Origin of the sequence: Pantoea sp. Tr-811 (assembly GCF_011752535.1) — a bacterium.
GTDB lineage: Bacteria > Pseudomonadota > Gammaproteobacteria > Pseudomonadales > Pseudomonadaceae > Aquipseudomonas.
Map to the genome: position 1 here is coordinate 137834 of NZ_VWXJ01000016.1, position 19294 is coordinate 157127.

19 protein-coding genes are annotated in these 19294 nt (G+C 66.9%); 12 read left to right on the forward strand and 7 right to left on the reverse strand.

Annotation, left to right across the window (positions count from 1 at the left end):
* Window positions 1-2: 2 nt before the first annotated feature.
* From F3J44_RS22120 to F3J44_RS22140, 5 genes are all read right to left on the reverse strand, one after another.
* The gene (locus F3J44_RS22120) at window positions 3-521 is read right to left on the reverse strand and encodes a ProQ/FinO family protein (RefSeq protein WP_167068741.1); all 519 of its coding nucleotides are present in this window, start codon (window positions 519-521) and stop codon (window positions 3-5) included.
* A 123-nt stretch (window positions 522-644) separates the two neighbouring features.
* Window positions 645-1112: a DoxX family protein gene (locus tag F3J44_RS22125; protein WP_167276103.1), complete on the reverse strand. Its 468-nt coding sequence runs from the start codon at window positions 1110-1112 to the stop codon at window positions 645-647.
* A gap of 10 nt (window positions 1113-1122) precedes the next feature.
* The gene (locus F3J44_RS22130; protein ID WP_167276105.1) at window positions 1123-1878 is read right to left on the reverse strand and encodes a DNA-binding domain-containing protein; all 756 of its coding nucleotides are present in this window, start codon (window positions 1876-1878) and stop codon (window positions 1123-1125) included.
* Window positions 1875-2708, reverse strand: a complete 834-nt coding sequence (locus F3J44_RS22135) for a DUF692 domain-containing protein (protein ID WP_167276108.1) — start codon at window positions 2706-2708, stop codon at window positions 1875-1877. The genes F3J44_RS22130 and F3J44_RS22135 overlap by 4 nt, the downstream gene beginning before the upstream one ends.
* A gap of 16 nt (window positions 2709-2724) precedes the next feature.
* A complete protein-coding gene (locus F3J44_RS22140; RefSeq protein WP_167068754.1) occupies window positions 2725-3012 on the reverse strand; it encodes a DUF2282 domain-containing protein in 288 nt (95 codons plus the stop codon).
* Between the two features lie 217 nt (window positions 3013-3229).
* Between F3J44_RS22140 and F3J44_RS22145 the strand changes: the two genes are divergently transcribed.
* Window positions 3230-3817: a sigma-70 family RNA polymerase sigma factor gene (locus tag F3J44_RS22145; RefSeq protein ID WP_167276111.1), complete on the forward strand. Its 588-nt coding sequence runs from the start codon at window positions 3230-3232 to the stop codon at window positions 3815-3817.
* The gene (locus tag F3J44_RS22150; protein WP_167068760.1) at window positions 3804-4445 is read left to right on the forward strand and encodes a DUF1109 domain-containing protein; all 642 of its coding nucleotides are present in this window, start codon (window positions 3804-3806) and stop codon (window positions 4443-4445) included. The genes F3J44_RS22145 and F3J44_RS22150 overlap by 14 nt, the downstream gene beginning before the upstream one ends.
* 4 nt (window positions 4446-4449) lie before the next feature.
* Here the strand turns inward: F3J44_RS22150 and F3J44_RS22155 are convergent, their stop codons facing one another.
* Both F3J44_RS22155 and F3J44_RS22160 read right to left on the reverse strand, forming a co-directional pair.
* Entirely contained in the window at window positions 4450-5121 is a 672-nt protein-coding gene (locus tag F3J44_RS22155) for a TIGR02466 family protein (protein WP_205300056.1), read from the reverse strand.
* A 411-nt stretch (window positions 5122-5532) separates the two neighbouring features.
* Window positions 5533-6498, reverse strand: coding sequence for an ABC transporter substrate-binding protein (locus tag F3J44_RS22160; RefSeq protein ID WP_205300057.1), 966 nt, complete (start codon window positions 6496-6498; stop codon window positions 5533-5535).
* A 211-nt stretch (window positions 6499-6709) separates the two neighbouring features.
* Between F3J44_RS22160 and F3J44_RS22165 the strand changes: the two genes are divergently transcribed.
* The 10 genes from F3J44_RS22165 to F3J44_RS22210 all read left to right on the forward strand — a co-directional run bounded on the left by F3J44_RS22165 (window position 6710) and on the right by F3J44_RS22210 (window position 19047).
* Entirely contained in the window at window positions 6710-7600 is an 891-nt protein-coding gene (locus tag F3J44_RS22165) for a LysR family transcriptional regulator (RefSeq protein ID WP_167068772.1), read from the forward strand.
* Between the two features lie 499 nt (window positions 7601-8099).
* Window positions 8100-9233: an acyl-CoA dehydrogenase family protein gene (locus F3J44_RS22170; RefSeq protein ID WP_167276114.1), complete on the forward strand. Its 1134-nt coding sequence runs from the start codon at window positions 8100-8102 to the stop codon at window positions 9231-9233.
* Window positions 9230-10174 (forward strand): D-isomer specific 2-hydroxyacid dehydrogenase family protein, encoded by a 945-nt coding sequence (locus F3J44_RS22175; RefSeq protein WP_167276116.1) that lies wholly within the window; start codon window positions 9230-9232, stop codon window positions 10172-10174. The genes F3J44_RS22170 and F3J44_RS22175 overlap by 4 nt, the downstream gene beginning before the upstream one ends.
* 17 nt (window positions 10175-10191) lie before the next feature.
* Window positions 10192-10986: a class II aldolase/adducin family protein gene (locus tag F3J44_RS22180; protein ID WP_167276118.1), complete on the forward strand. Its 795-nt coding sequence runs from the start codon at window positions 10192-10194 to the stop codon at window positions 10984-10986.
* A 141-nt stretch (window positions 10987-11127) separates the two neighbouring features.
* Window positions 11128-12747 (forward strand): ABC transporter substrate-binding protein, encoded by a 1620-nt coding sequence (locus F3J44_RS22185; protein ID WP_167276120.1) that lies wholly within the window; start codon window positions 11128-11130, stop codon window positions 12745-12747.
* Window positions 12744-13694: an ABC transporter permease gene (locus F3J44_RS22190; protein ID WP_167276122.1), complete on the forward strand. Its 951-nt coding sequence runs from the start codon at window positions 12744-12746 to the stop codon at window positions 13692-13694. Before F3J44_RS22185 ends, F3J44_RS22190 begins: the two co-directional genes overlap by 4 nt.
* A gap of 1 nt (window position 13695) precedes the next feature.
* Complete coding sequence (locus F3J44_RS22195) at window positions 13696-14604, forward strand: ABC transporter permease (protein ID WP_167276124.1); 909 nt, start codon at window positions 13696-13698, stop codon at window positions 14602-14604.
* A complete protein-coding gene (locus F3J44_RS22200) occupies window positions 14601-16220 on the forward strand; it encodes an ABC transporter ATP-binding protein (protein ID WP_167068793.1) in 1620 nt (539 codons plus the stop codon). The genes F3J44_RS22195 and F3J44_RS22200 overlap by 4 nt, the downstream gene beginning before the upstream one ends.
* Before the next feature lie 360 nt (window positions 16221-16580).
* Window positions 16581-17915: an LLM class flavin-dependent oxidoreductase gene (locus tag F3J44_RS22205; protein ID WP_167068796.1), complete on the forward strand. Its 1335-nt coding sequence runs from the start codon at window positions 16581-16583 to the stop codon at window positions 17913-17915.
* 31 nt (window positions 17916-17946) lie between these two features.
* The gene (locus tag F3J44_RS22210; RefSeq protein ID WP_167068799.1) at window positions 17947-19047 is read left to right on the forward strand and encodes an LLM class flavin-dependent oxidoreductase; all 1101 of its coding nucleotides are present in this window, start codon (window positions 17947-17949) and stop codon (window positions 19045-19047) included.
* Window positions 19048-19294 lie beyond the last annotated feature (247 nt).

Sequence of the window (19294 nt, forward strand, 5' to 3'; positions counted from 1 at the left end):
GCTTACTGCGCGGCGGGTTCAGCGGCGGCCTCGGTAGCCTCGGCAACGGGCGCTGCAGCAGGCGCCTTGGCCTTGGCACGGTTGCGGCGGTCCTGGCTGCGCTGGCGGCCGGCCTGTTGTTTGGCATGCAGCGCCTGGGCGGCGGTGACGACGCCTGCTGGCTGGCCGTTGAGGTCCAGGCGCGGGGCGTCCTCGACCATGCTGGCCCAGTAGCGGGCGCCACGGCACCAGGTGGAGATACCCAGCTTGAGCTGTTCGCGGGTGATGCCCAGCAGCTCCAGGTGTTGCTCGGCGTCCTTGAAGATGCCTTCCTTGAGCGGCACTTTCGGGGCCGGGTTGACCGGGAAGGCCAAGGGGAAGTGCTTCTGCAGCGGCCAGATCGCCGCTACTGCCGGATCCTGCTCACGCGGCTTGGCCTGGGGTGCGGCCTTGCGTTTGGGGCGTGGCGCAGATTCCGCCTTTGCCTGCTCTTTTTCAGCCCGCAGGCGGTCACGAAGCCCAGCTAGTTGTTCAAAACCCATTGTTCGATTCACTGCTTTGAAGTTGATTGCGTGGCGCAAGGATAATCCATGTAGCCCTCGGGAGCAGCTGAAAGTGGATAAATCGCCCTTTTTTGGCCCTGCCGAGCCAGGTGGGGAGCCGCGTCAGCGTACCTTGAGCAGGTGGTCCAGCGACCACGCACCCGCCCCCCTGGCGATCAGCAACAGCAGCAGGCCGGCCCAGGTCAGGTGGGTGGGCCATGCATCGGGGTAGACGAACACTTCGATCACCGTGGTCATGCCCAGCAACGCCATGGCTGACAACCGGGTCATCAGGCCGAGTACCAGCAGCAGCGAAAACAGATGCTCGGAATAGGTGGCCAGGTGCGCCGCCAGCCAGGGCGACAGCAGCGGCAAGGCATACTCGGTGCGAAACAGCTCGTAGGTGGACGGCGTGATCGTCAGCAGGCCCTCGACCTTGGTTCGCCCGGAAAGGAAAAACACCGACGCGATTCCGAACCGGGCAACCAGGCACAGCACGGTGTCACCCAGGTGCCGTTGCACGGCATCGGCAAGCCGATTCCAGGTGTGGCGCAGGTTGAACCCCCGGGGGGTGGTGTGGACGCGGTCCATGGTGGTTTCCTCAGTGAACGTTCAGCGAAAGAAAGACCCGGGCGCCGACCAGGCGGGCCAGCAGGTCGGTGAAGTCCAGGTCGGGTTGGGCGTGGTGCGCATGCTGTGAGGCTTGTTCCAGGGGCTGCCCGGCGGCGCAGGCCTGCAGGAAGGCGCAACCGCCCTTCTCCAGCGGCTGATGGCCAACACCCTCTGGGCCTGCGACGAACAGCACGCCTTCGCCGACCCAGGGCTGATCGTGCTGCCAGGCCAGTTGCTCGCGGCCGCAGCGCCAGAGGCTGTAGGCCGGATGTGCATCGCACCAGTGCCAGCGCGCGTTGCCACGTGGGCAAAGCACGCTGCGGGCAAGGTCACAGGTGGCCATGCCGGCGAGCGCTCGAAGGTCGAGGCACGGCGCATCCAGCGCGCAGAATGCCTCGTTCCACAAGGCATCCAGCCGGGCCACTTCGGCCAGGTACGGCAGGCCATGCTCGCCTTGCAGGCGCGCGAGCAGGTCGGCGAAGGCGCTGCCATACAGCACCAGCCGCGGGTCGTCGGGCAGTGCCTGGCGCACGTAGGCCACTGCGGCAGCCTCCATCCACGGGCGCCCGACCAAGGTCAGGACGCTGGGGAAATTGGCGCACAGGGCGTCCACGCAACCAGCCATGACGGTGTTGCGGTACACCGCGAACGCCGGCTGCTCGGTGAGCGCTGCCAGCTGCGGGGCCGGGCGCCCCTGCAGGGCCAGGGCGAAGGCGTCCTGGAACTGGCTGAGGGTCAGTTTCATCGCAGCACCTCAACGGCATTGAGGGTTGCCTGGGCCCTGTCGCGCTCATTCAGCAATTGCGCCCATGGCGGAACATGGCCATCGCGCTCGACCAGTGTCGGGCGCGGGCCCACCCGTGCGATCAGGCGCCGGTAAAGCGCCCAGACCGGTTCGGCGACGGGCGCATCGTGGGAGTCGATCAGCAGGCACGCCTGGTCGTCGTGGCTGTAACCGGCCAGGTGCACCTCGCTGATAGCCCAGGCTGGAAAGCGCGCCAGGTAGTCGATGGCGTCGAAGCCCAGGTTGTGTGCGCTGACATGGACGTTATTGATGTCCAGCAACAAACCGCACCCGGTGCGCCGGGCCAGCGCTTCGAGGAGGTCGATTTCGTCCCAGTCATGCCCCTGCAGTTGCAGGTAGTGGCTGGGGTTTTCGATGGCGATGGGCCGCCCCAGGGCCTCCTGGCAGATCTGGATATTGCGGCTGATGCGGCGCAAGGCCTCGCCTGTGCGGGGAAACGGCAGCAGGTCGGGGTGATAGGCGCCGCGCCAGGTCGACCAGGCCAGGTGCTCGGACACCAGCACTGGCCCGGCCTGGTCAACCAATGCGCGCAGGCGTTGCAGGTGCAGCCGGTCCGGTTCGGCATCGGTCGCCAGCGACAACGCGACACCGTGCAACGACAGCGGATGGCGCTCGGCAATGCGCAACAACCAGGCCAGGCGCGGGCCGCCGACCATGTAGTTCTCCGGGTGCACCTCGAACCAGAGCCCTTCGGCGCCACAGGCCAGCGCCTGGGCGTAGTGCTCGGCCTTGAGCCCGACCCCGGCGCCCAGCGCGACTTGGCCATTCATGGTCGGCTTCCCCTGTTCAGGACTGGATAGGGGTCAATGAGCCCATGCCGGTTGGGGTCTTGATCGAGGTGCAGGTGCCGGCCGGGACATTTTTCCAGTGCATGCCGTCGTAGTCTTTTTTCGCCGAGCCCGCACAGGTGGTGCCTGCGCCTGCCTTGCAATCGTTCTTGCCGGCCATGGCGACGCCATAGCATTTCTCCATGACGGCGCCACTGCCGGCTGGCTGGGAGGGGGTAGCCGCCAGGGCCGCGTTTGCCAGCGAAGCGAGGGCCAGGGCGGCGGTGGCGAGGGCGAGGGTTTTCATGTGGTGGACTCCTGAGGGTAAGGCCGCGGCGTATTTACCGGCGGCTCATGCAGTAGTTCGCAGCAGTTACGGCCCGGGTTACAGGGGCAAGAAAAAAATCTTTGTTCACCCGGCGTTGGCCGCCTAACGTTTCAAGCCAGGGGTGCAGGGTTGATCGGCCTGCGCCGCCGACGGTTGGCTCACAGTAAATGCACCGACGGTGTAACCCAGGCGGCCCATGCAGCGAACTGAATCACAGGCAGCGCTCGATGCGCGCGAATCCCAGCTACAAGCCTTGCTGCTGCGTGGGCTGGCTGGCGACGCCCAGGCCTACCGGGCGTTTCTCGCGGCCCTGGCGCTGCACATCCGCGCGTTTTTGCGGCGGCGCTTGACCCGGCGGCCTGCCGAGGTCGAGGATCTGGTGCAAGAGGTGCTGCTGGCCGTGCACAATGCGCGGCACACCTACCAGGCGCAGCAGCCCCTGACCGCCTGGGTGCAGGCGATTGCCCGCTACAAGCTGGCCGACCACCTGCGCAGTTGGTCGCGGCATGAAGCGCGGCACACCGTGCTGGAAGACGACAGCGAATTGTTCGCCGCCAGCGACGCCGAGCCGGCCGAAGCCAGCCGTGACCTGGCCAGGCTGTTGGGGCAGTTGCCAGCGCGCCAACGGCTGCCGATTGTGCACGTCAAGCTGGAGGGATTGTCGGTGGAAGAAACCGCGCACCTGACGGGGCTTTCCAGTTCGGCGGTGAAAGTGGGTATCCACCGCGGCCTGAAAGCCTTGGCCAAGCTGCTGGGAGGTAGAAGCGACGATGAAGACCGATGAGCTGATCAGCCTGCTGGCCGCCGGCGAAGGCCCGGTGCCGCGCCACCTGCCAGCCCGGCGCCTGGGGTTGGCACTGCTACTGGCCTTGCTTGCGGCCGTGTTCATGACCCTGGCCCTGTATGGCCTGCGCAGCGACCTGGCCGAGGTGGCACGCACCGGGCTGTTCTGGGCCAAGGTGGCGCTGCCCACCAGCCTGGCTGCGCTGGGGCTGTGGCTGACCCTGCGCCTTGCCAGGCCGGGGGCACGCGCGGGCGTGGCCTGGGGGCTGCTGGGCCTGCCGTTGCTGCTGTTGTGGGTGGGCGCGGCGCTCAGCCTGGCCGCCGCCCCCCTGGATGCACGCGCCGACCTGCTGCTGGGCCGTACCTGGCGCACCTGTGCGCTGAACATCACGTTGCTCTCGCTACCGGGCATGGTCAGCGTGTTCTGGGCCCTGCGCGGCCTGGCACCGACCCGCCTGCGCCAGGCAGGCGCTGCCGGCGGCCTGCTGGCCGGTGCCACGGCGACTGTGGCCTACTGCCTGCACTGCCCGGAAATGGGCGTGCCATTCTGGGGGCTGTGGTATGTGCTGGGCATGTTGCTGCCCACCGCGCTCGGGGCGTGGCTAGGCCCGCGCCTGTTGCGCTGGTGATGCCTTAAATACCGAAATTGAACGCCACCGAGATACGTGGCCGGGTGCCGTTGAAGCGCTGCACCGAATGCATCAGCCATGAGGGGAACATGACAAAGGTGCCCGTAGCCGGGGCCACGCTGGAGCTGTAGCCGGCGGTCAGGCAGCCTTCGATGCGCATTCTCAGGTCCGGGCTGTAGACCGACGGCATCATGCCGCGTGGGTCTGGGAACTCCAGGTCGCCGCCCACCGCAGGGTCCTCCTGGCGGCCGCCGTCATCCACCCAGTACACCCCGGACCAGTAGGCGCCCGGGTGGCCGTGCAGGTGGTTGGAATCGCCTGGGTGATTGACGTTGGCCCATGCCGAGTGCCGCCAGGTGAAGGTGGGCTCGACCAGGCCATGCTCGGCGCTGTAGACGGCGGTAAGCTGGTTGGCCAGGGCCAGGCCGAACGCCAGCAACGCCTGGGCGGGCTCGCCGCCCCACTGGCTGAAGTCGGCCGGCGACTGCCAGCCGCCCTGGTTGCTGTGCGAGGTGCCTGGGTCTACGGCCATGCGCTGGGTAATCACCTCGTGCAGCTGACGGTTCAGGGCCTGGGCATCGGGGTGGACGACGCTGGCGATGGGGGTGACGAACAGGTGGCGGATCTGGATGGCATCCGGGTCCAGCAGGGTGGGTTGCGGCATGGGTGCGTTCATCAGGTCCCTCCAGTCACTGGGCAGTCGGCGTGTCCTCGCAGGGTGGGAACGTAGCGGCAAAATGTGCAGAAAAGATGGAGGACGCTGGGCTTTTTGGGGCGACGGATATTTCTGGGCTTGACCCGCGAAGTAAGCGATGCGGTGCATGGCACCGGCTTCGCCGGTGTTCGCGGGGCAAGCCCGCTCCTATGGAACAAATCGAAACTATCTGATTTAACAGGCATTTCTGTAGGAGCGGGCTTGCCCCGCGAAGCAAGCGGCGCGGTGTTCGGCACCGGCAGCGCCGGTGTTCGCGGGGCAAGCCCGCTCCTACAAAGGATTGCGGTGCCCCTGCTGGCTCTGTTCCCTGCGCGACAGCGCAGCCCGCAGGGCTGGATGATCTCCTACAGGGCCATGTGCGGCGCTCGGGGTTCAGGGCTGCACAGCCACCTTGGCTGCGCCTGGCACGGTGAAACCGCTGGCGAAGGTGGGGGCCACGTCGAGGCGTTGGCTCATCAGGCCGTGGGCCTGGTAGAAGTCGGCGGTGTCTTGCTGTTCGGCCACGGTCTTGTCGTCGATCACTTGCCAACGCAACTGGCGGCGCTCGAACTGCAGACGGGCGGCGTCTTCAGGGAAGCCGATGATCGCAGCGAGGGTTTTCGAGTAGCTGTCCAGGTGCTGGTTGGCCCACACCTGCGCCTCGGCCAGGCGGTTCAGGTAGTCCTGCAATGCGGCGCGCCGTGCCGGGTCTTGCAGGGCCTTGTCGGTGGCGGCCAGGAAGCTGTTGCCGCTGGACAGGCCGCGGCCATTGACCAGCACCCGGCCCTGCCCGCTCAGCTCGGCCAGGGCGGTGTAGGGCTCCCAGGTGGACCAGGCATCTACCGCGCCGTTGGCCAGGGCGATCTTGGCGTCCACCGGGCCAAGGAAGCGAAACTCCACGTCCTTTTCACTGAGCCCAACCTGGGCCAGTGCCTTCAGCGCCAGGTGATGGCCAATCGAGCCACGGCCGGTGGCGATGCGCTTGCCCTTGAGGTCGGCGGCGCTGTGCAAGGGGGCGTCCGGGCGCACCAGCAGCGCGGTGCCATAGGGGTCGGACTTGTCCACCGCGATGGCCTTCACCGGCGCGCCGGAGGCCAGCACGAACAGCAGCGGCGCATCGCCAATGATGCCCGCGTCGATGGCCCCAGCGTTAAGCGCTTCGGCCAGCGGCGCAGCCGCGGGGAACTCGGCCCACTGGATGTCGTAAGGCAGGTCGCTCAGGGCATCGGCCGCCTCCAACTGGGCGCGCATGTTGCCCTTCTGGTCGCCTATGCGCAGGGACAGGCGCTCGCTGGCGCTGGCGTTGCTGGCCAGCAACAGCGCGGCGGCAAGGGTCAATAGCTTCGATCGGATGGACATGGCGCTCCTCGGTCACAGGGCGGGCGGCATCGTGCGGCCCAGGTCAGGCGACTCTAGCGGGATGCGCTAAATAAACTAAATTGATTTTAGGAATATCCTAATATGCATTTTTTCAAAGCCAACGGCATTTGGCGAATCTCGCCGCTGGCATTACTATCGTTAACCAATATGCCAATGCCTTATTTTCCGATCGATCCAGTGAGCGCCGACCATGAAAATCGATGATATGGACGCCTTCGTCGCGGTCATTCGTTGCCAGTCCACCAACCTCGCCGCCGAGGCACTGCAACTGACCCAACCGGCCATCACCCGCCGGGTACAGAACTTCGAGGAAGACCTGGGCACCACCCTGCTCGACCGCAACACCAAGCCCCTCAAGCCCACCCCCATGGGCCTGCGGGTGTACGAGCAATGCAAGGCGATCCTGCGTGAGATCGACTCGCTGCGCGAACTGGTGGCCAACGATGGCGCCCCCTCTGGCACCTTACGCCTGGGCGTGCCGCAAACCCTGGGCGATGTGGTGCTGCTCGACGCCCTGGCGCAAATTCGCGAGGCCTACCCGCCACTGCGCACCCAAGTCAGCAGTGGCTGGGGCAGCAGCTTGATTGCCCGGATGGAGAACGGCGAACTGGACGCTGCCGCTGCACTCTTCCCACCGGGCAAGATCTTTCCCGAGGGCATCGCCAGCCAGTCCATCGCGCGCATGCCGCTGAAGGTGGTGGCGGCCAAGGGCAGCGCCGGCAAGCGCAGTTACAAGCTCAAGGACTGCTACACCCGTGGCTGGGTGCTCAACCCCGACGGCTGTGGTTTTCGTGCCGGGCTGCAACGGGCGTTGAGCGAACAGGGGTTGAGCCTGTCGATCAACCTGGAAACCTTCGGTACCGAGTTGCAACTGGGGTTGGTTGCCAACGGCCAGGGGCTGGGGCTGGTGCCTGAACCGCTGCTGCAGGCCAGCCGCCACCGCGATGCGCTGGAAGTGCTTAACGTCAGTGACTTCAAGCCGCAGGTGGATTTGTGGCTGTTCCATCCGCGTTACCTGGGGAATCTGCAGGGGCCGGTGGAGTTGTTTGGCGAGGTGGCGGGGCACCGGTTGTTGGGGTGAGCGGCTGGGTGTGGGGCGTTGGTTGTTGGGTGAGCGACCGGGTGTAGGGCGTTGGTTGTTGGGTGAGCGACCGGGTGTAGGGCGTCGTATTTGTGGCGGCATTGAGATCGAGCGCCGCCCGCGCGGCGCTTCGCGGGGCAAGCCCGCTCCTACATCTGTTTCGGGCCAGTATCTCCTGCCACCATTGGCGCGCGTGCCCTTGTTTGTTCCATTCGATATCGCGTCGAGTACCAAGGGGCCGCGCGCCAACGGAAACAGGAATAATTGGCCCGAAACAGATGTAGGAGCGGGCTTGCCCCGCGAAGCGCCGCGCGGGCGGCGCTCGATCTCACAGACGCCACAAATGCAACGCCCCACCAATAAATGCAAAAATCGCATAACAAGAAAATCATTAAATTCTAAAAACAAATAATTAGCATAGAACCAAAAAGACTTTTACAGGCGCCATCCATAAGAATACGGTCTTAAGCAACCCACCGTCATTCAGGGATGAAAGCCCATGAGTCACCCCTCCGACAGCGCCCTGGCCGAGCTGACGCAAGCCCTTGCGGCCAATGCCGAGCGCTACGACCGCAGCGCCCAGTTCCCCCAGGACAACTTCGACCTGCTGCACGGCCATGGCCTGCTTGCCTTCACCGTGCCACGCGCCCTGGGCGGCGGCGGCGCGGACTTGGCCAACGCGCGCCGGGTGATCGGCGCGGTCGGCAAGGGTGACCCGGCCACCGCGCTGATCCTGGTGATGCAGTACCTGCAGCATTTTCGCCTGCAAGATGAAGCCCGCTGGCCCGAGCACCTGCGCCAGCAAGTCGCCCGCGATGCCGTGCAGCACGGCGCGCTGATCAACGCCTTGCGCGTCGAGCCAGAACTGGGCACCCCCGCCCGCGGCGGCCTCCCGGCCACCGTGGCGCGGCGCAGCGCCGAAGGCTGGCGCCTGAGCGGAAGCAAAATCTACTCCACCGGCAGCCACGGCCTGAGCTGGTACCTGGTGTGGGGCCGCAGCGATGATGCCGACCCACTGGTGGGCGGCTTCCTGGTGCACCGCGACACCCCCGGCATCACCATCGTCGAGGACTGGGACCACCTGGGCATGCGCGCCACCTGCAGCCATGAGGTGCGCTTCGACGACGTGCTGATTCCCCTGGACCACGCGGTCAGCGTCAGCCCAGCCAGCGCACCGAAGGCCGAGCTCGACGGCGAAAGCCTGCTGTGGATGGCCGTGCTGCTGCCCGCGGTGTACGACGGCGTGGCCCGCGCCGCACGCGACTGGCTGGCGAGTTTCCTGCAGCAACGCAAACCGTCCAACCTGGGTGCGCCGCTGGCCAGCCTGCCACGTTTTCAGGACGTGCTGGGGCGCATCGACACGCTGCTGTTCGCCAACCAGGCGCTGCTCGATGGCGCCGTCGCCGGGCAGATAATCGCGGCCCATGCCGGGCAACTCAAGCACCTGGTCAGCGCCAACGCCATCCAGGCCGTGGAGCTGGCCATCGAGGCCGCCGGCAACCCTGGCCTGTCGCGGCGCAACCCGCTGGAGCGCCACTACCGTGACGTGCTCTGCAGCCGTATCCATACCCCGCAGGATGACGTGGTGTTCGGCCAAGTCGGCCGCGCAGCCCTGGCCGAGGTGCAAGCATGAGCCATTCGATCATCGCCAGCCAGCTCGACGCCCAGGCCAACCAGCACCTGCGCGACCACCTGCCGGACCACGAAATCATCGATATCGCCCCGGGCCAACTCAGCCTGCAGGCCCCCGCCGACGTGTTCATCCTGCGCCCGATCAACGTGCGCGGCCAGCGCGTCGACACCGCGCCGCCAGGCTGGCCCTGGGGCCTGAAGTGGGTGCAGCTGGTGTCGTCTGGCATCGACTTCTACCCCGACTGGGTGTTCCAAGGCCCACCCGTCACCAGCGGCAAGGGCGCCAATGCCGAGCAGGTGGCCGAATTCGCCCTAGCCTTGGTGTTCGCCGCCGCCAAGCAACTGCCGGGGCTGTGGGTCAAGGACGCCGACTGGCGCCTGACCGCCCTGGCCCCGCTGCGTGGCCGCACCCTGGGTATTCTCGGGTTCGGCAGCATCGGCCAGAGCCTGGCGCGCAAGGCCGTGGCCCTGGGCATGAAGGTGCTGGCCCTGAGCCGCCCCGGCCAGGCCATTGCCGAGGTGCCTGGCGTGGCGCGTGCCGACGATTTGCGCCAGCTGTTCGCTGGCAGCGACCACTTGGTGCTGGCGGCCCCGCTGACCCCCGCCACCCGTGGCCTGATCGACGGCCCGGTGCTGGCCCACGCCCGCCCCGGCCTGCACCTGATAAACATCGCCCGCGGCGGCCTGCTCGACCAACAGGCCCTGCTCGAAGCCCTGGACAGCGGCCGGATCGGGCGAGCCAGCCTGGATGTCACCGACCCCGAGCCCCTGCCCGTCGGTCACCCGCTGTACCACCACCCACGGGTGTTCCTGTCACCCCACACCTCGGCCATTTCCGAGGACGGCTACCCCGCCTTCCTCGAAGCCTTCATCGCCAACTTCCACCGCTACCGCGAACAGGCGCCCCTGGCCAACCTGGTCGATAGCGCGCGCGGCTACTGATTACCGGAGAGCACACCATGAGTTCACTGTCTGCCGTCACCCCTCTTTCCAACACCGTGCGCAGCCGGGTCAGCGCCGAAGAGTGGGAGGTGCGGGTCAAGCTGGCTGCGGCCTACCGCCTGGCCGCCCTGTTCCGCTGGACCGACCACATCTACACGCACTTCTCGGCCCGCGTACCAGGGCCGCACGAGCACTTCCTGATCAATGCCTTCGGTTTGCTGTTCGATGAAATCACCGCCTCCAACCTGGTCAAGGTGGACGTCGACGGCACGATCATCGATGACCCACTGGGCCTTGGCATCAACCAGGCCGGCTACGTGATCCACAGCGCCATCCACCGCGCCCGCCCAGACCTGCACGCGGTACTGCACACCCACACCCGCGACGGTGCAGCGGTGTCGGCCCAGCGCGGCGGCCTGCTGCCGATCTCCCAGCACGCCCTGGCCTACTACAGCCGGGTGGTGTACCACGACTACGAAGGCGTGGCCCTGGACCTGGACGAACAACAGCGGCTGGTGGCCAACCTGGGCGATAGCAACATCCTCATTCTGCGCAACCATGGGCTGCTCACCGGGGGCATCAGCGTGGAGCATGCGTTCCGCGAGCTGCATGGGCTGGAGCGTGCCTGCAATATTCAGGTGGCGGCCCAGGCCGGGGGCAACGACCAATTGCTGCACGCACCGCAGGCGGCGATTGCCAAGGTGCATGAGCAGTCCAAGCGCTTTGCCGATGGCAAGGGGGAAGGCATTCAGCGGCATTGGGATGCGCTGATTCGGCAACTGGACCGAGAGGGGCGTGATTACCAGGACTGACCGGTAGCTGCAGCCTGGGCCGGCCTCTTCGCGGGGCAAGCCCGCGCCTACAGGGGTTGCCATTGCGGTCCATGTATAGGCGCGGGCTTGCCCCGCGAAGAGGCCGGCGCAGGAAACTCCACTTCATTGAAGCACCCTCCCATGCCCCCACTGCACCGCCTGTTCGCCATCGCTTCGCTGGCCCTGGCCCTCACCGCCTGCTCGCCCGCCGACAACACCGCCGCCAGCAAAACCCTGCACATCGCCTTCTGGGGCGACAACACCACCCTGGTCAGCGTCGACCCCTTCCAGGTCTACTGGCTGGAACACCGTGTGCTGCTGCGCAACGTCGCGGAATCGCTCACCGACCAGGACCCTGACAGCGGCCGCATCATTCCTTGGCTGGCGAAAAGCTGGGAGATCGGCGACGACGCCCTGAGCTACACCTTTCACTTGCGCCAGGACGTCACCTTCAGCAACGGCGAGCGCTTCGACGCCCATGCCGTGAAAACCGCCTTCGACAGCAACAAGGCCTTTGCCACCCAACTGCCGGCCACCTTTGGCGCCACCTACCTGGCCGGCTACGACCACGCCGAAGTGCTCGACGATTTCACCGTGCGCCTGGTGCTGGCCAAACCCAATGCCGGCTTCCTGCAGGCCACCTCCACCACCAACCTGGCCATTCTCGCCCCGGCCTCCTACCAGCTCAGCGCCCAGGAACGTTCGCTGGGCAAGATCATCGGCACCGGCCCGTTCGTGCTGGAGCACTACACCCCCGAGGTGGGCGCGCGCCTGGTCAAGCGGGCCGATTACGCCTGGCCCTCGGCCAACGTGCGCAACCAGGGCCCGGCGCACCTGGATGCCGTGGAAATCAGCTACATCCCCGAAGAAAGCGTGCGCAATGGCCTGTTCCTGCAGGGCAAGGCCGATATCCTCTGGCCGCGCAACCCGTTCTCGGAAGTCGACCTCAAGCTGTTCGAGTCCAAGGGCGCGAACCTGCAAAGCCGCTCGCTGCCAGGGCCGGCGCTGAACCTCTACCCCAACACCCGCAACGGCCGCCTGCTGGGTGACCGCCAGGTGCGCCTGGCACTGCAGAAGGCCATCGACCGCACCAGCTATGCCCACACCGTGTACAGCGCCCAATTCCCGGTGGTCAGCGGCGTGTACGACGTGACCACGCCGTACTTCAAGCCCCAGGCCAACAAGCTTGCCTACGACCCCCAGGGCGCCGAGCAACTGCTCGATGCCGCCGGCTGGCACAAGGCCGAGGATGGCTACCGGCACAAGAACGGCCAGCGCCTGACCCTGCGCTACAACATCACCCCGGCCGAAACCGCCGGCGACGTGTTGGTGCAGGACCAACTGCGCAAGGTGGGCATCGAGCTCAAGCTGAACGTGCTGACCCGCGCCGAGTGGGTGGCCGGCAACGCGGCGGGTACCTATGACCTGACGTCCACCTACATGACCCGCGCCGACCCGATCATCCTGCAAACCATCCTCGACCCACGCGCGGCCAACAGCGCCACCCTGGCCACCAACACCTACGAGCCACACGCCCTGGCCACCGCCCAGGCGCTGTTCGACCGCGGCATCACCGCCACCGCCGACAACCAGCGCGCCCAAGCCTACGGCCAGTTGCAGGACCTGCTGATCGACGAAGCCTCGACCTTCCCACTGTATGAGCGGGTGTGGCAGGCCGCCACCGCGCCGCGGGTCAAGGACTTCCGCTGGACGGCCGAAGGCATCGCCCTGCTCAGCGACATCCAGGTCGAGCAGCCATGAAGCGCTACCTGATCGGCCGCTTCGGCCAGGCGCTGCTGGTGCTGTGGGGCGCCTATACCATCACCTACTTCATCCTCTACCTGCTGCCCGGCGATACCCTGGCGATCATGCTCAGCGCCTCGGGCATGGAAGCCGACGGCCTGTCGCCCGAAGACCTGGCCAAGGCCCGCGCCTACTACGGGTTGGACAAGGGCCTGTTCGAGCAATATGCCGACTTGCTGTGGCGCGCCCTGCACGGCGACCTGGGGCAGTCGCTGTCGATGGGCCGGCCGGTTGCCGCGTTGCTGGCCGAGCGCCTGCCGCAAACCCTGGCCTTGGCGGGCACGGCTATCGTGCTGTCGTTGCTGGCCGGCGTGGGCCTTGCCTACCTCACCGCCTACCTGCAATGGCGGCCCCTGAAGACCGCGCTGGCGCGGGTGCCCTCGCTGGGGTTTTCAGTGCCGGTGTTCTGGATGGGTCTGCTGCTGATTCAGGTCTTCGCCTTCGCCCTGGGCTGGTTCCCCGCCACCGGCAGCCAAGGCGTGGCCAGCCTGGTGCTGCCGGCGATCACCCTGGCGATCCCCAGCGCTGCGGTGTACGCCCAGGTGCTGCAGCGCGGTTTCCAGGGCGTATGGCAGGAACCTTACATCACCACGGCCTACGGCAAAGGCCTGAGCCGGGCCCAGGTGCAGGCCCGCCATGGCCTGCGCAACGCCGCCCTGCCGCTGCTGACCCTGGTCGGCCTGCAGGTGGGCAACACGGTGTCTGGCGCGGTGCTGGTGGAAACCATCTTCTCGCGCAATGGCGTCGGCCGCCTGGCCCAGGAAGCCGTGCTGCGCCAGGACATCCCGGTGGTGCTGGCAATCGTCGCGGTGTCGGCCGCCGCCTTCGTGGTGGTGAACCTGATCGTCGACCTGCTGTACCCCTACCTCGACCCCCGCATCACCCACACGGCCAAGGTGAGCTGAAATGACCCTCGACATTCCCCTGCCCCAGATCGACAGCACGCCAGCTGCAAGCCGCCCTGCCGATACCTGGAAGCGCCGTACCCGCTGGCAACGCGCCCAGCAGGCGCTGGTTCCGTTGCTGCGCCGCCCCGGCTTCACCCTGGCCCTGCTGGTGGTGCTGTTCGCCCTGCTGTGCGCGCTGGTGCCCCATTGGCTGAGCAGCTTCGACCCCTACGCCACCGCGCCTGCCGCCAAGCTCAGTGGGCCCAGCGCGGTGCACTGGTTCGGCACCGATGAACTAGGCCGCGACCTGTACACCCGGGTGGTGTACGGCGCGCGCCTGTCGGTACTGGCAGCCCTGCTGGCGGTGGCCATCGCCCTGCTCGGCGGGCTGGGCCTGGGCGTGCTGGCCGGGTTTGCCGGTGGCCGGCTGGATGCTGCGCTGATGCGCCTGGTCGACGTGCTGCTGGCGCTGCCCGGGCTGTTGCTGGCCCTGGCGATCGTCACCGCCATCGGCTTTGGCACGGTGCCGGTGGCGGTGGCCGTTGGCGTCGGCATCATCCCCGGGTTCGCCCGCACCACCCGCGCCGAAGTGCTGCGCATCAAGACCCTGCCCTACGTCGAGGCCGCGCGCCTGGGCGGCGCCAGTTGGGCGCGCACGCTGCTGCGCCATGTACTGCCCAATGCCTGGGGCCCGGTGGCGGTGCTCGCCACCCTGGACTTCGGCGCCGCCATCCTGGCCACCGCCGGGCTGAGTTTCCTGGGCTTTGGCGCGGCGCCGCCTGCGGCGGAATGGGGCACGCTGATCGCCAACGGTCGCCATTTCCTGATCACCGCCCCCTGGGTATCGCTGCTGCCGGGGCTGTTCGTGGTCGCCGTGGTGTTCAGCCTCAACCACCTGGCGCGCAGCGCCGAGGAGCATGCCCGATGAGCCAGCCAACCTTGATCGACGTGCGCGACCTGAGTGTCAGCTATGCCTTCGCCGGGCAGCGCACGCAGGCGTTGAAACAGCTGTCGTTCAGCCTGGCCCAGGGCGAAACCCTGGCCATCGTTGGCGAGTCGGGCTCAGGCAAGTCGACCCTGGCCGGCGCCTTGCTCGGCCTGCTGCCGGGCAATGCGCGGATCGACCAGGGCCAGTTGTGGGTCGATGGCATCGACATGGCCAAGGCAAGTGAGCGGGCCAAGCGCCAGGTGCGCGGGCGTACCGTCGGCCTGGTGCCGCAAGACCCGATGGTCAGCCTCAACCCCACCCAACGCATCGGCCGGCAAATCGCCGAAGCCCTGGTGCTGGCCCAGGGCCGGCGCTACCCAGCGCTGGATGCCGATGTCCTGGAGTTGCTGGCCCAGGTTGGCCTGGACGAGCCGGCGCTGCGCGCCCGCCAATACCCCCATGAGCTCTCGGGCGGCATGCGCCAGCGGGTGCTGATCGCCATTGCCCTGGCCGGCAACCCGCGGCTGATCATTGCCGACGAACCCACCAGCGCGCTGGATGTGACGGTACAGCGGCGCATTCTCGACCACCTGCAACAGCTGGTGGCCGAACGTGGCATCTCGCTGCTGATCATCACCCACGACCTGGGCATGGCCTGCGACCGTGCCGACCGCCTGCTGGTGATGAAACAGGGCGAGCTGATCGAGCAGGCCTCGCCCCGGCAGGTGCTGTGGGGCACGCCGCAACCCTACACCCATGCCCTGCTCAACGCAGCGCCGGCCTTCGTGCCCCGGCGCAGGCCGAGCGCGCCACCGGGGCAGGCGCCGCTGCTGCGCCTGAGCCGCGTTGCCAAGCGCTTTGCGCTACCCGGCCAGAGCGCCCCGTTCACCGCCCTGCAGGACCTGAGCCTGGACGTGCATGCCGGGCAGACCCTGGCCATCGTCGGTGAGTCGGGCTCGGGCAAGAGCACGGCGCTGCGCATTGCGCTGGGGCTGGAAACGCCCAGCCAGGGGCGCGTGGAAATTGCCGGCGAGGATGTCAGCGCCTACAGCTGGCGCCAGTTCAGGCCACTGCGCCGGCGGATCCAGCTGGTGCAGCAGAACCCATTCGCCGCGCTCGACCCGCGCTTCACGGTGTTCGACAGCATCGTCGAGCCGTTGGTGTCGTTCGGCTTGCTCAAGGGCGAGGCGCTGGAGCGCAAGGCCCGCGAGCTGATTGCGCGGGTGCATTTGCCGGTGCATTTTCTCGACCGCCTGCCCCGGGAATTGTCGGGCGGCCAACGCCAGCGGGTGGCGATTGCCAGGGCGTTGGCACTGGAGCCGCAAGTGCTGCTGCTCGATGAACCAGTGAGCGCGCTGGACGTGTCGGTGCAGGCGCAGATATTGGCCTTGCTGGAAACCCTGCAGCAGGAGCTGGGGATGGCCTATGTGCTGGTGTCCCACGACCTGGCCGTGGTGGCCAGCATGGCCGACCAGGTGCTGGTGTTGCGCCGCGGGCAGGTGGTGGAACAGGGGCCGGCGGTGCAGGTGTTCAGCGAGCCGGCCAGTGCCTATACGCGGGAGTTGATTGCAGCGATACCGGGGTATTCGCGCAGCGTGCTGCCGGTGGCGGTTTAGCGGTTGGCGTTAGAAGTGCGGCGCCTGGGAGATCGAGCGCCGCCCGCGCGGCGCTTCGCGAGCTGCGCTCGCTCCTACGTTTGTTTCGGGCCAATGTTCATGTTGCCACCGCGCGCGGCCCTTTGTAGGAGCAGGCTTGCCTGCGATGCGCCGCGCGGGCGGCGCTCGATCTCCCTCGCGCCACACATCCATCGCCATATAATTCATATTATAAAACAAACATAATCAACATTTTGCATAATTAGCTTAGAACCACAAAGCCTTTCACAACCCCCGCTCCCCCGCGTTAACGTCCCCTCAACAGTCCGACCCCACCTGGCGGAGGCCGTCCACACCGACCAACACCCACAGGTATGCCCAATGAGCAAACGACAAATTCACCTCGGCGCCATGATCCATGGCGTCGGCCACGGCTGGGGCGAGTGGCGTCATCCGCAGGCGCTGGCAGACGCCAGCGTCAACTTCGGTTTCTACAAGCAACAGGCGCAGCTGGCCGAAGCCGCCAAGTTCGACTTCGCCTTCATCGCCGACAGCCTGCACATTCACCCGCGCTCCAGCCCCCACTACCTCAACCGCTTCGAACCGCTGACCATTCTTTCGGCGCTGGCCGCGGTCACGCAGCACATCGGCCTGGTGGCCACGGTGACGGTGAGCTACACCGAGCCCTTCCAGGTGGCCCGCCAGTTCGCCTCACTCGACCTGATCAGCGGCGGGCGCGCCGGCTGGAACGTGGTGACCTCGTGGCTTTCCGGCACCGCCGACAACTTCGGCAAGGCCGAGCACCCACCCCACGCCGTGCGCTACCGCATCGCCCGTGAGCACGTGGAAGTGGTCAAGGGGCTGTGGGATTCCTGGGAAGACGACGCCTTCACCCGCGACAAGCAAAGCGGCGAATTCTTCGCCCCGGACAAACTGCATACCCTCGGCCACCAGGGCGAGTTCTTCAAGGTCAAGGGCCCGCTGAACATCCAACGCTCGCCCCAGGGCCAGCCGCTGATCTTCCAGGCTGGCGTGTCCGAGGATGGCCGCAACTTCGCCGCCCAGAATGCCGATGCGATCTTCGTCAGCCCCGAGTCGTTCAGCGATGCCCGCGCCTACTACCAGGACCTCAAGCAGCGCGCTGCCCAGCATGGCCGCAACCCCGAGCAGCTGTTCATCCTGCCGGGCATTCGCCCTATCGTTGGCCGCGATGAAGCGGAGGTCGAGCACCGCTACCAACAGGCGGTGGACCTGGTCAGCATCGAGGACGCCCTGGTCGCCCTGGGCCGCCCGTTCAACGACTACGACTTCAGCCGGCATGACCTCGACGCACCGTTCCCAGACCTGGGCAACCTGGGCGACAACAGCCACAAGGGAACCGCCGACCACCTCAAGCAACTGGCCCGCGAAGAAGGCCTGACCCTGCGCGAGCTGGCGCTGCGCTTCTCGCGCCCACGGCGCGACTTCACCGGCACCCCCGAGCAGGTGGCCAATGCCGTGCAGGACTGGTTCGAGAACGGCGCCGCCGACGGCTTCATCATCAACTCGCTGCTGCCCGACGGCCTGCAGTACTTCACCGAACTGGTGGTGCCCCTGCTGCAGGCCCGCGGCCTTGCACGCAGCGAATACCCCGGCAGCACCCTGCGCGACAGCTTTGGCCTGAACGTACCCACCAACCGCAACACCCTGCGCCGCGCGCAGGGCGAAGTGGCCTGAAACCGCCCCATGGCAAAAGGAGTTTGATTGCATGAGCCTCGAATTCATCGGCCTCATCGGCCCCCAGGAAGGCAGCGAGTCCCAGGCCCCACGTGGCCCGCTGGTTGACTTGGCGTTCATCAAGGCATTTGCCCAGGCCCAGGAATACGGCGGTTTCGACAAAGCCCTGCTGGCGGTCAACACCAGCGCGCCAGACTCAATGATCCTGGCCAGCTACGTCGCCGCGCTGACCGAGCGCATCGGCCTGCTGGTGGCCCACCGCCCAGGCTTCCAGGCCCCCACCTTCGCCGCCCGCCAGTTCGCCACCCTCGACCAGCTCAGCCGCGGCCGCGCCGCGATCAACGTGATCACCGGCGGCGACAGCGGCGACCTGCAGCGCGACGGCGACTTCCTCGACAAGGATGCCCGCTACGCCCGTACCGACGAGTACCTGGATGTGCTGCGCAATACCTGGACCCAGCAGCAGCCGTTCGACCACCACGGCGAGCACTACCGGGTGGAAGATAACCTGACCTTGGTGAAACCCGTGGGCACGCTGCCGGTGTACTTCTCCGGTGCCTCGGACGCTGCCGTGGAAGTCGCCGCCAAGCATGCCGACGTGTACATGATGTGGGGCGAGCCGCTGGAGCAGGTGCGCGCGCGTATCGCCCAGGTACGCAAGGCTGCTGCCCGCCATGGCCGCGAGCAGCACATTCGGTTCAGCGTGTCGCTGCGGCCGATTCTGGGGGCCACCGAGGAGCAGGCCTGGGACCGCGCCGAGCGCATCCTGGCCGATGCCAAGCAGCGCATTGGCATTCGCCAGGGCAACCGGCGCGAGAAGAACTTCGGCAAGAGCAATGTCGGCTCCGAGCGCCTGGTGGAACTGGCCAGCCAGCGCAAGGTGCACGACACCCGGCTGTGGACCGAGATTGCCGCCCTGGGTGGGGGCGCCGGGAACTCAACGTCGCTGGTGGGCACTGCCGAGCAGGTGGCCGAGGCGGTGCTGGCGTATTACGAACTGGGGGTGAGCACCTTCCTGTTCCGTGGCTTCGACCAGTTGCGCGATGCCGTGGAGTATGGGCAGGAGCTGATTCCGCGGGTCAGGGCCCGGGTTGCGCAGTTGCAGGCGCAGGGAACCGTGCGTAGCGCTTGAGCCAAACAGGCAGGCCGCGCGCCCCCTGTAATTAAATGGACTCGCCCCCGCCGAGGCATCACAGTGCCACGGTGGCGTTCTAAGAAGCCAACGGCAGCGAGGGCGAGACCATGAAAAAGCTTACGACGAAACACGATTGTGCGCCTTGTGCAGATGTAAATCTGTGCGAAAACCTCTGTGTTGATCTGGCCAAGCAAGTTTTTCAGCTTGCGGGTGATGACGGCACGGGCCGCGTGATCTACGAGGC

What these genes read in the sequence shown, in the direction of transcription:
- F3J44_RS22120 (WP_167068741.1), bottom strand. Translation starts at nt 521, where the DNA reads ATGGGTTTTGAACAACTAGCTGGGCTTCGTGACCGCCTGCGGGCTGAA.
- F3J44_RS22125 (WP_167276103.1), bottom strand. Translation starts at nt 1,112, where the DNA reads ATGGACCGCGTCCACACCACCCCCCGGGGGTTCAACCTGCGCCACACC.
- F3J44_RS22130 (WP_167276105.1), bottom strand. Translation starts at nt 1,878, where the DNA reads ATGAAACTGACCCTCAGCCAGTTCCAGGACGCCTTCGCCCTGGCCCTG.
- F3J44_RS22135 (WP_167276108.1), bottom strand. Translation starts at nt 2,708, where the DNA reads ATGAATGGCCAAGTCGCGCTGGGCGCCGGGGTCGGGCTCAAGGCCGAG.
- F3J44_RS22140 (WP_167068754.1), bottom strand. Translation starts at nt 3,012, where the DNA reads ATGAAAACCCTCGCCCTCGCCACCGCCGCCCTGGCCCTCGCTTCGCTG.
- F3J44_RS22145 (WP_167276111.1), top strand. Translation starts at nt 3,230, where the DNA reads ATGCAGCGAACTGAATCACAGGCAGCGCTCGATGCGCGCGAATCCCAG.
- F3J44_RS22150 (WP_167068760.1), top strand. Translation starts at nt 3,804, where the DNA reads ATGAAGACCGATGAGCTGATCAGCCTGCTGGCCGCCGGCGAAGGCCCG.
- F3J44_RS22155 (WP_205300056.1), bottom strand. Translation starts at nt 5,121, where the DNA reads ATGAACGCACCCATGCCGCAACCCACCCTGCTGGACCCGGATGCCATC.
- F3J44_RS22160 (WP_205300057.1), bottom strand. Translation starts at nt 6,498, where the DNA reads ATGTCCATCCGATCGAAGCTATTGACCCTTGCCGCCGCGCTGTTGCTG.
- F3J44_RS22165 (WP_167068772.1), top strand. Translation starts at nt 6,710, where the DNA reads ATGAAAATCGATGATATGGACGCCTTCGTCGCGGTCATTCGTTGCCAG.
- F3J44_RS22170 (WP_167276114.1), top strand. Translation starts at nt 8,100, where the DNA reads ATGAGTCACCCCTCCGACAGCGCCCTGGCCGAGCTGACGCAAGCCCTT.
- F3J44_RS22175 (WP_167276116.1), top strand. Translation starts at nt 9,230, where the DNA reads ATGAGCCATTCGATCATCGCCAGCCAGCTCGACGCCCAGGCCAACCAG.
- F3J44_RS22180 (WP_167276118.1), top strand. Translation starts at nt 10,192, where the DNA reads ATGAGTTCACTGTCTGCCGTCACCCCTCTTTCCAACACCGTGCGCAGC.
- F3J44_RS22185 (WP_167276120.1), top strand. Translation starts at nt 11,128, where the DNA reads ATGCCCCCACTGCACCGCCTGTTCGCCATCGCTTCGCTGGCCCTGGCC.
- F3J44_RS22190 (WP_167276122.1), top strand. Translation starts at nt 12,744, where the DNA reads ATGAAGCGCTACCTGATCGGCCGCTTCGGCCAGGCGCTGCTGGTGCTG.
- F3J44_RS22195 (WP_167276124.1), top strand. Translation starts at nt 13,696, where the DNA reads ATGACCCTCGACATTCCCCTGCCCCAGATCGACAGCACGCCAGCTGCA.
- F3J44_RS22200 (WP_167068793.1), top strand. Translation starts at nt 14,601, where the DNA reads ATGAGCCAGCCAACCTTGATCGACGTGCGCGACCTGAGTGTCAGCTAT.
- F3J44_RS22205 (WP_167068796.1), top strand. Translation starts at nt 16,581, where the DNA reads ATGAGCAAACGACAAATTCACCTCGGCGCCATGATCCATGGCGTCGGC.
- F3J44_RS22210 (WP_167068799.1), top strand. Translation starts at nt 17,947, where the DNA reads ATGAGCCTCGAATTCATCGGCCTCATCGGCCCCCAGGAAGGCAGCGAG.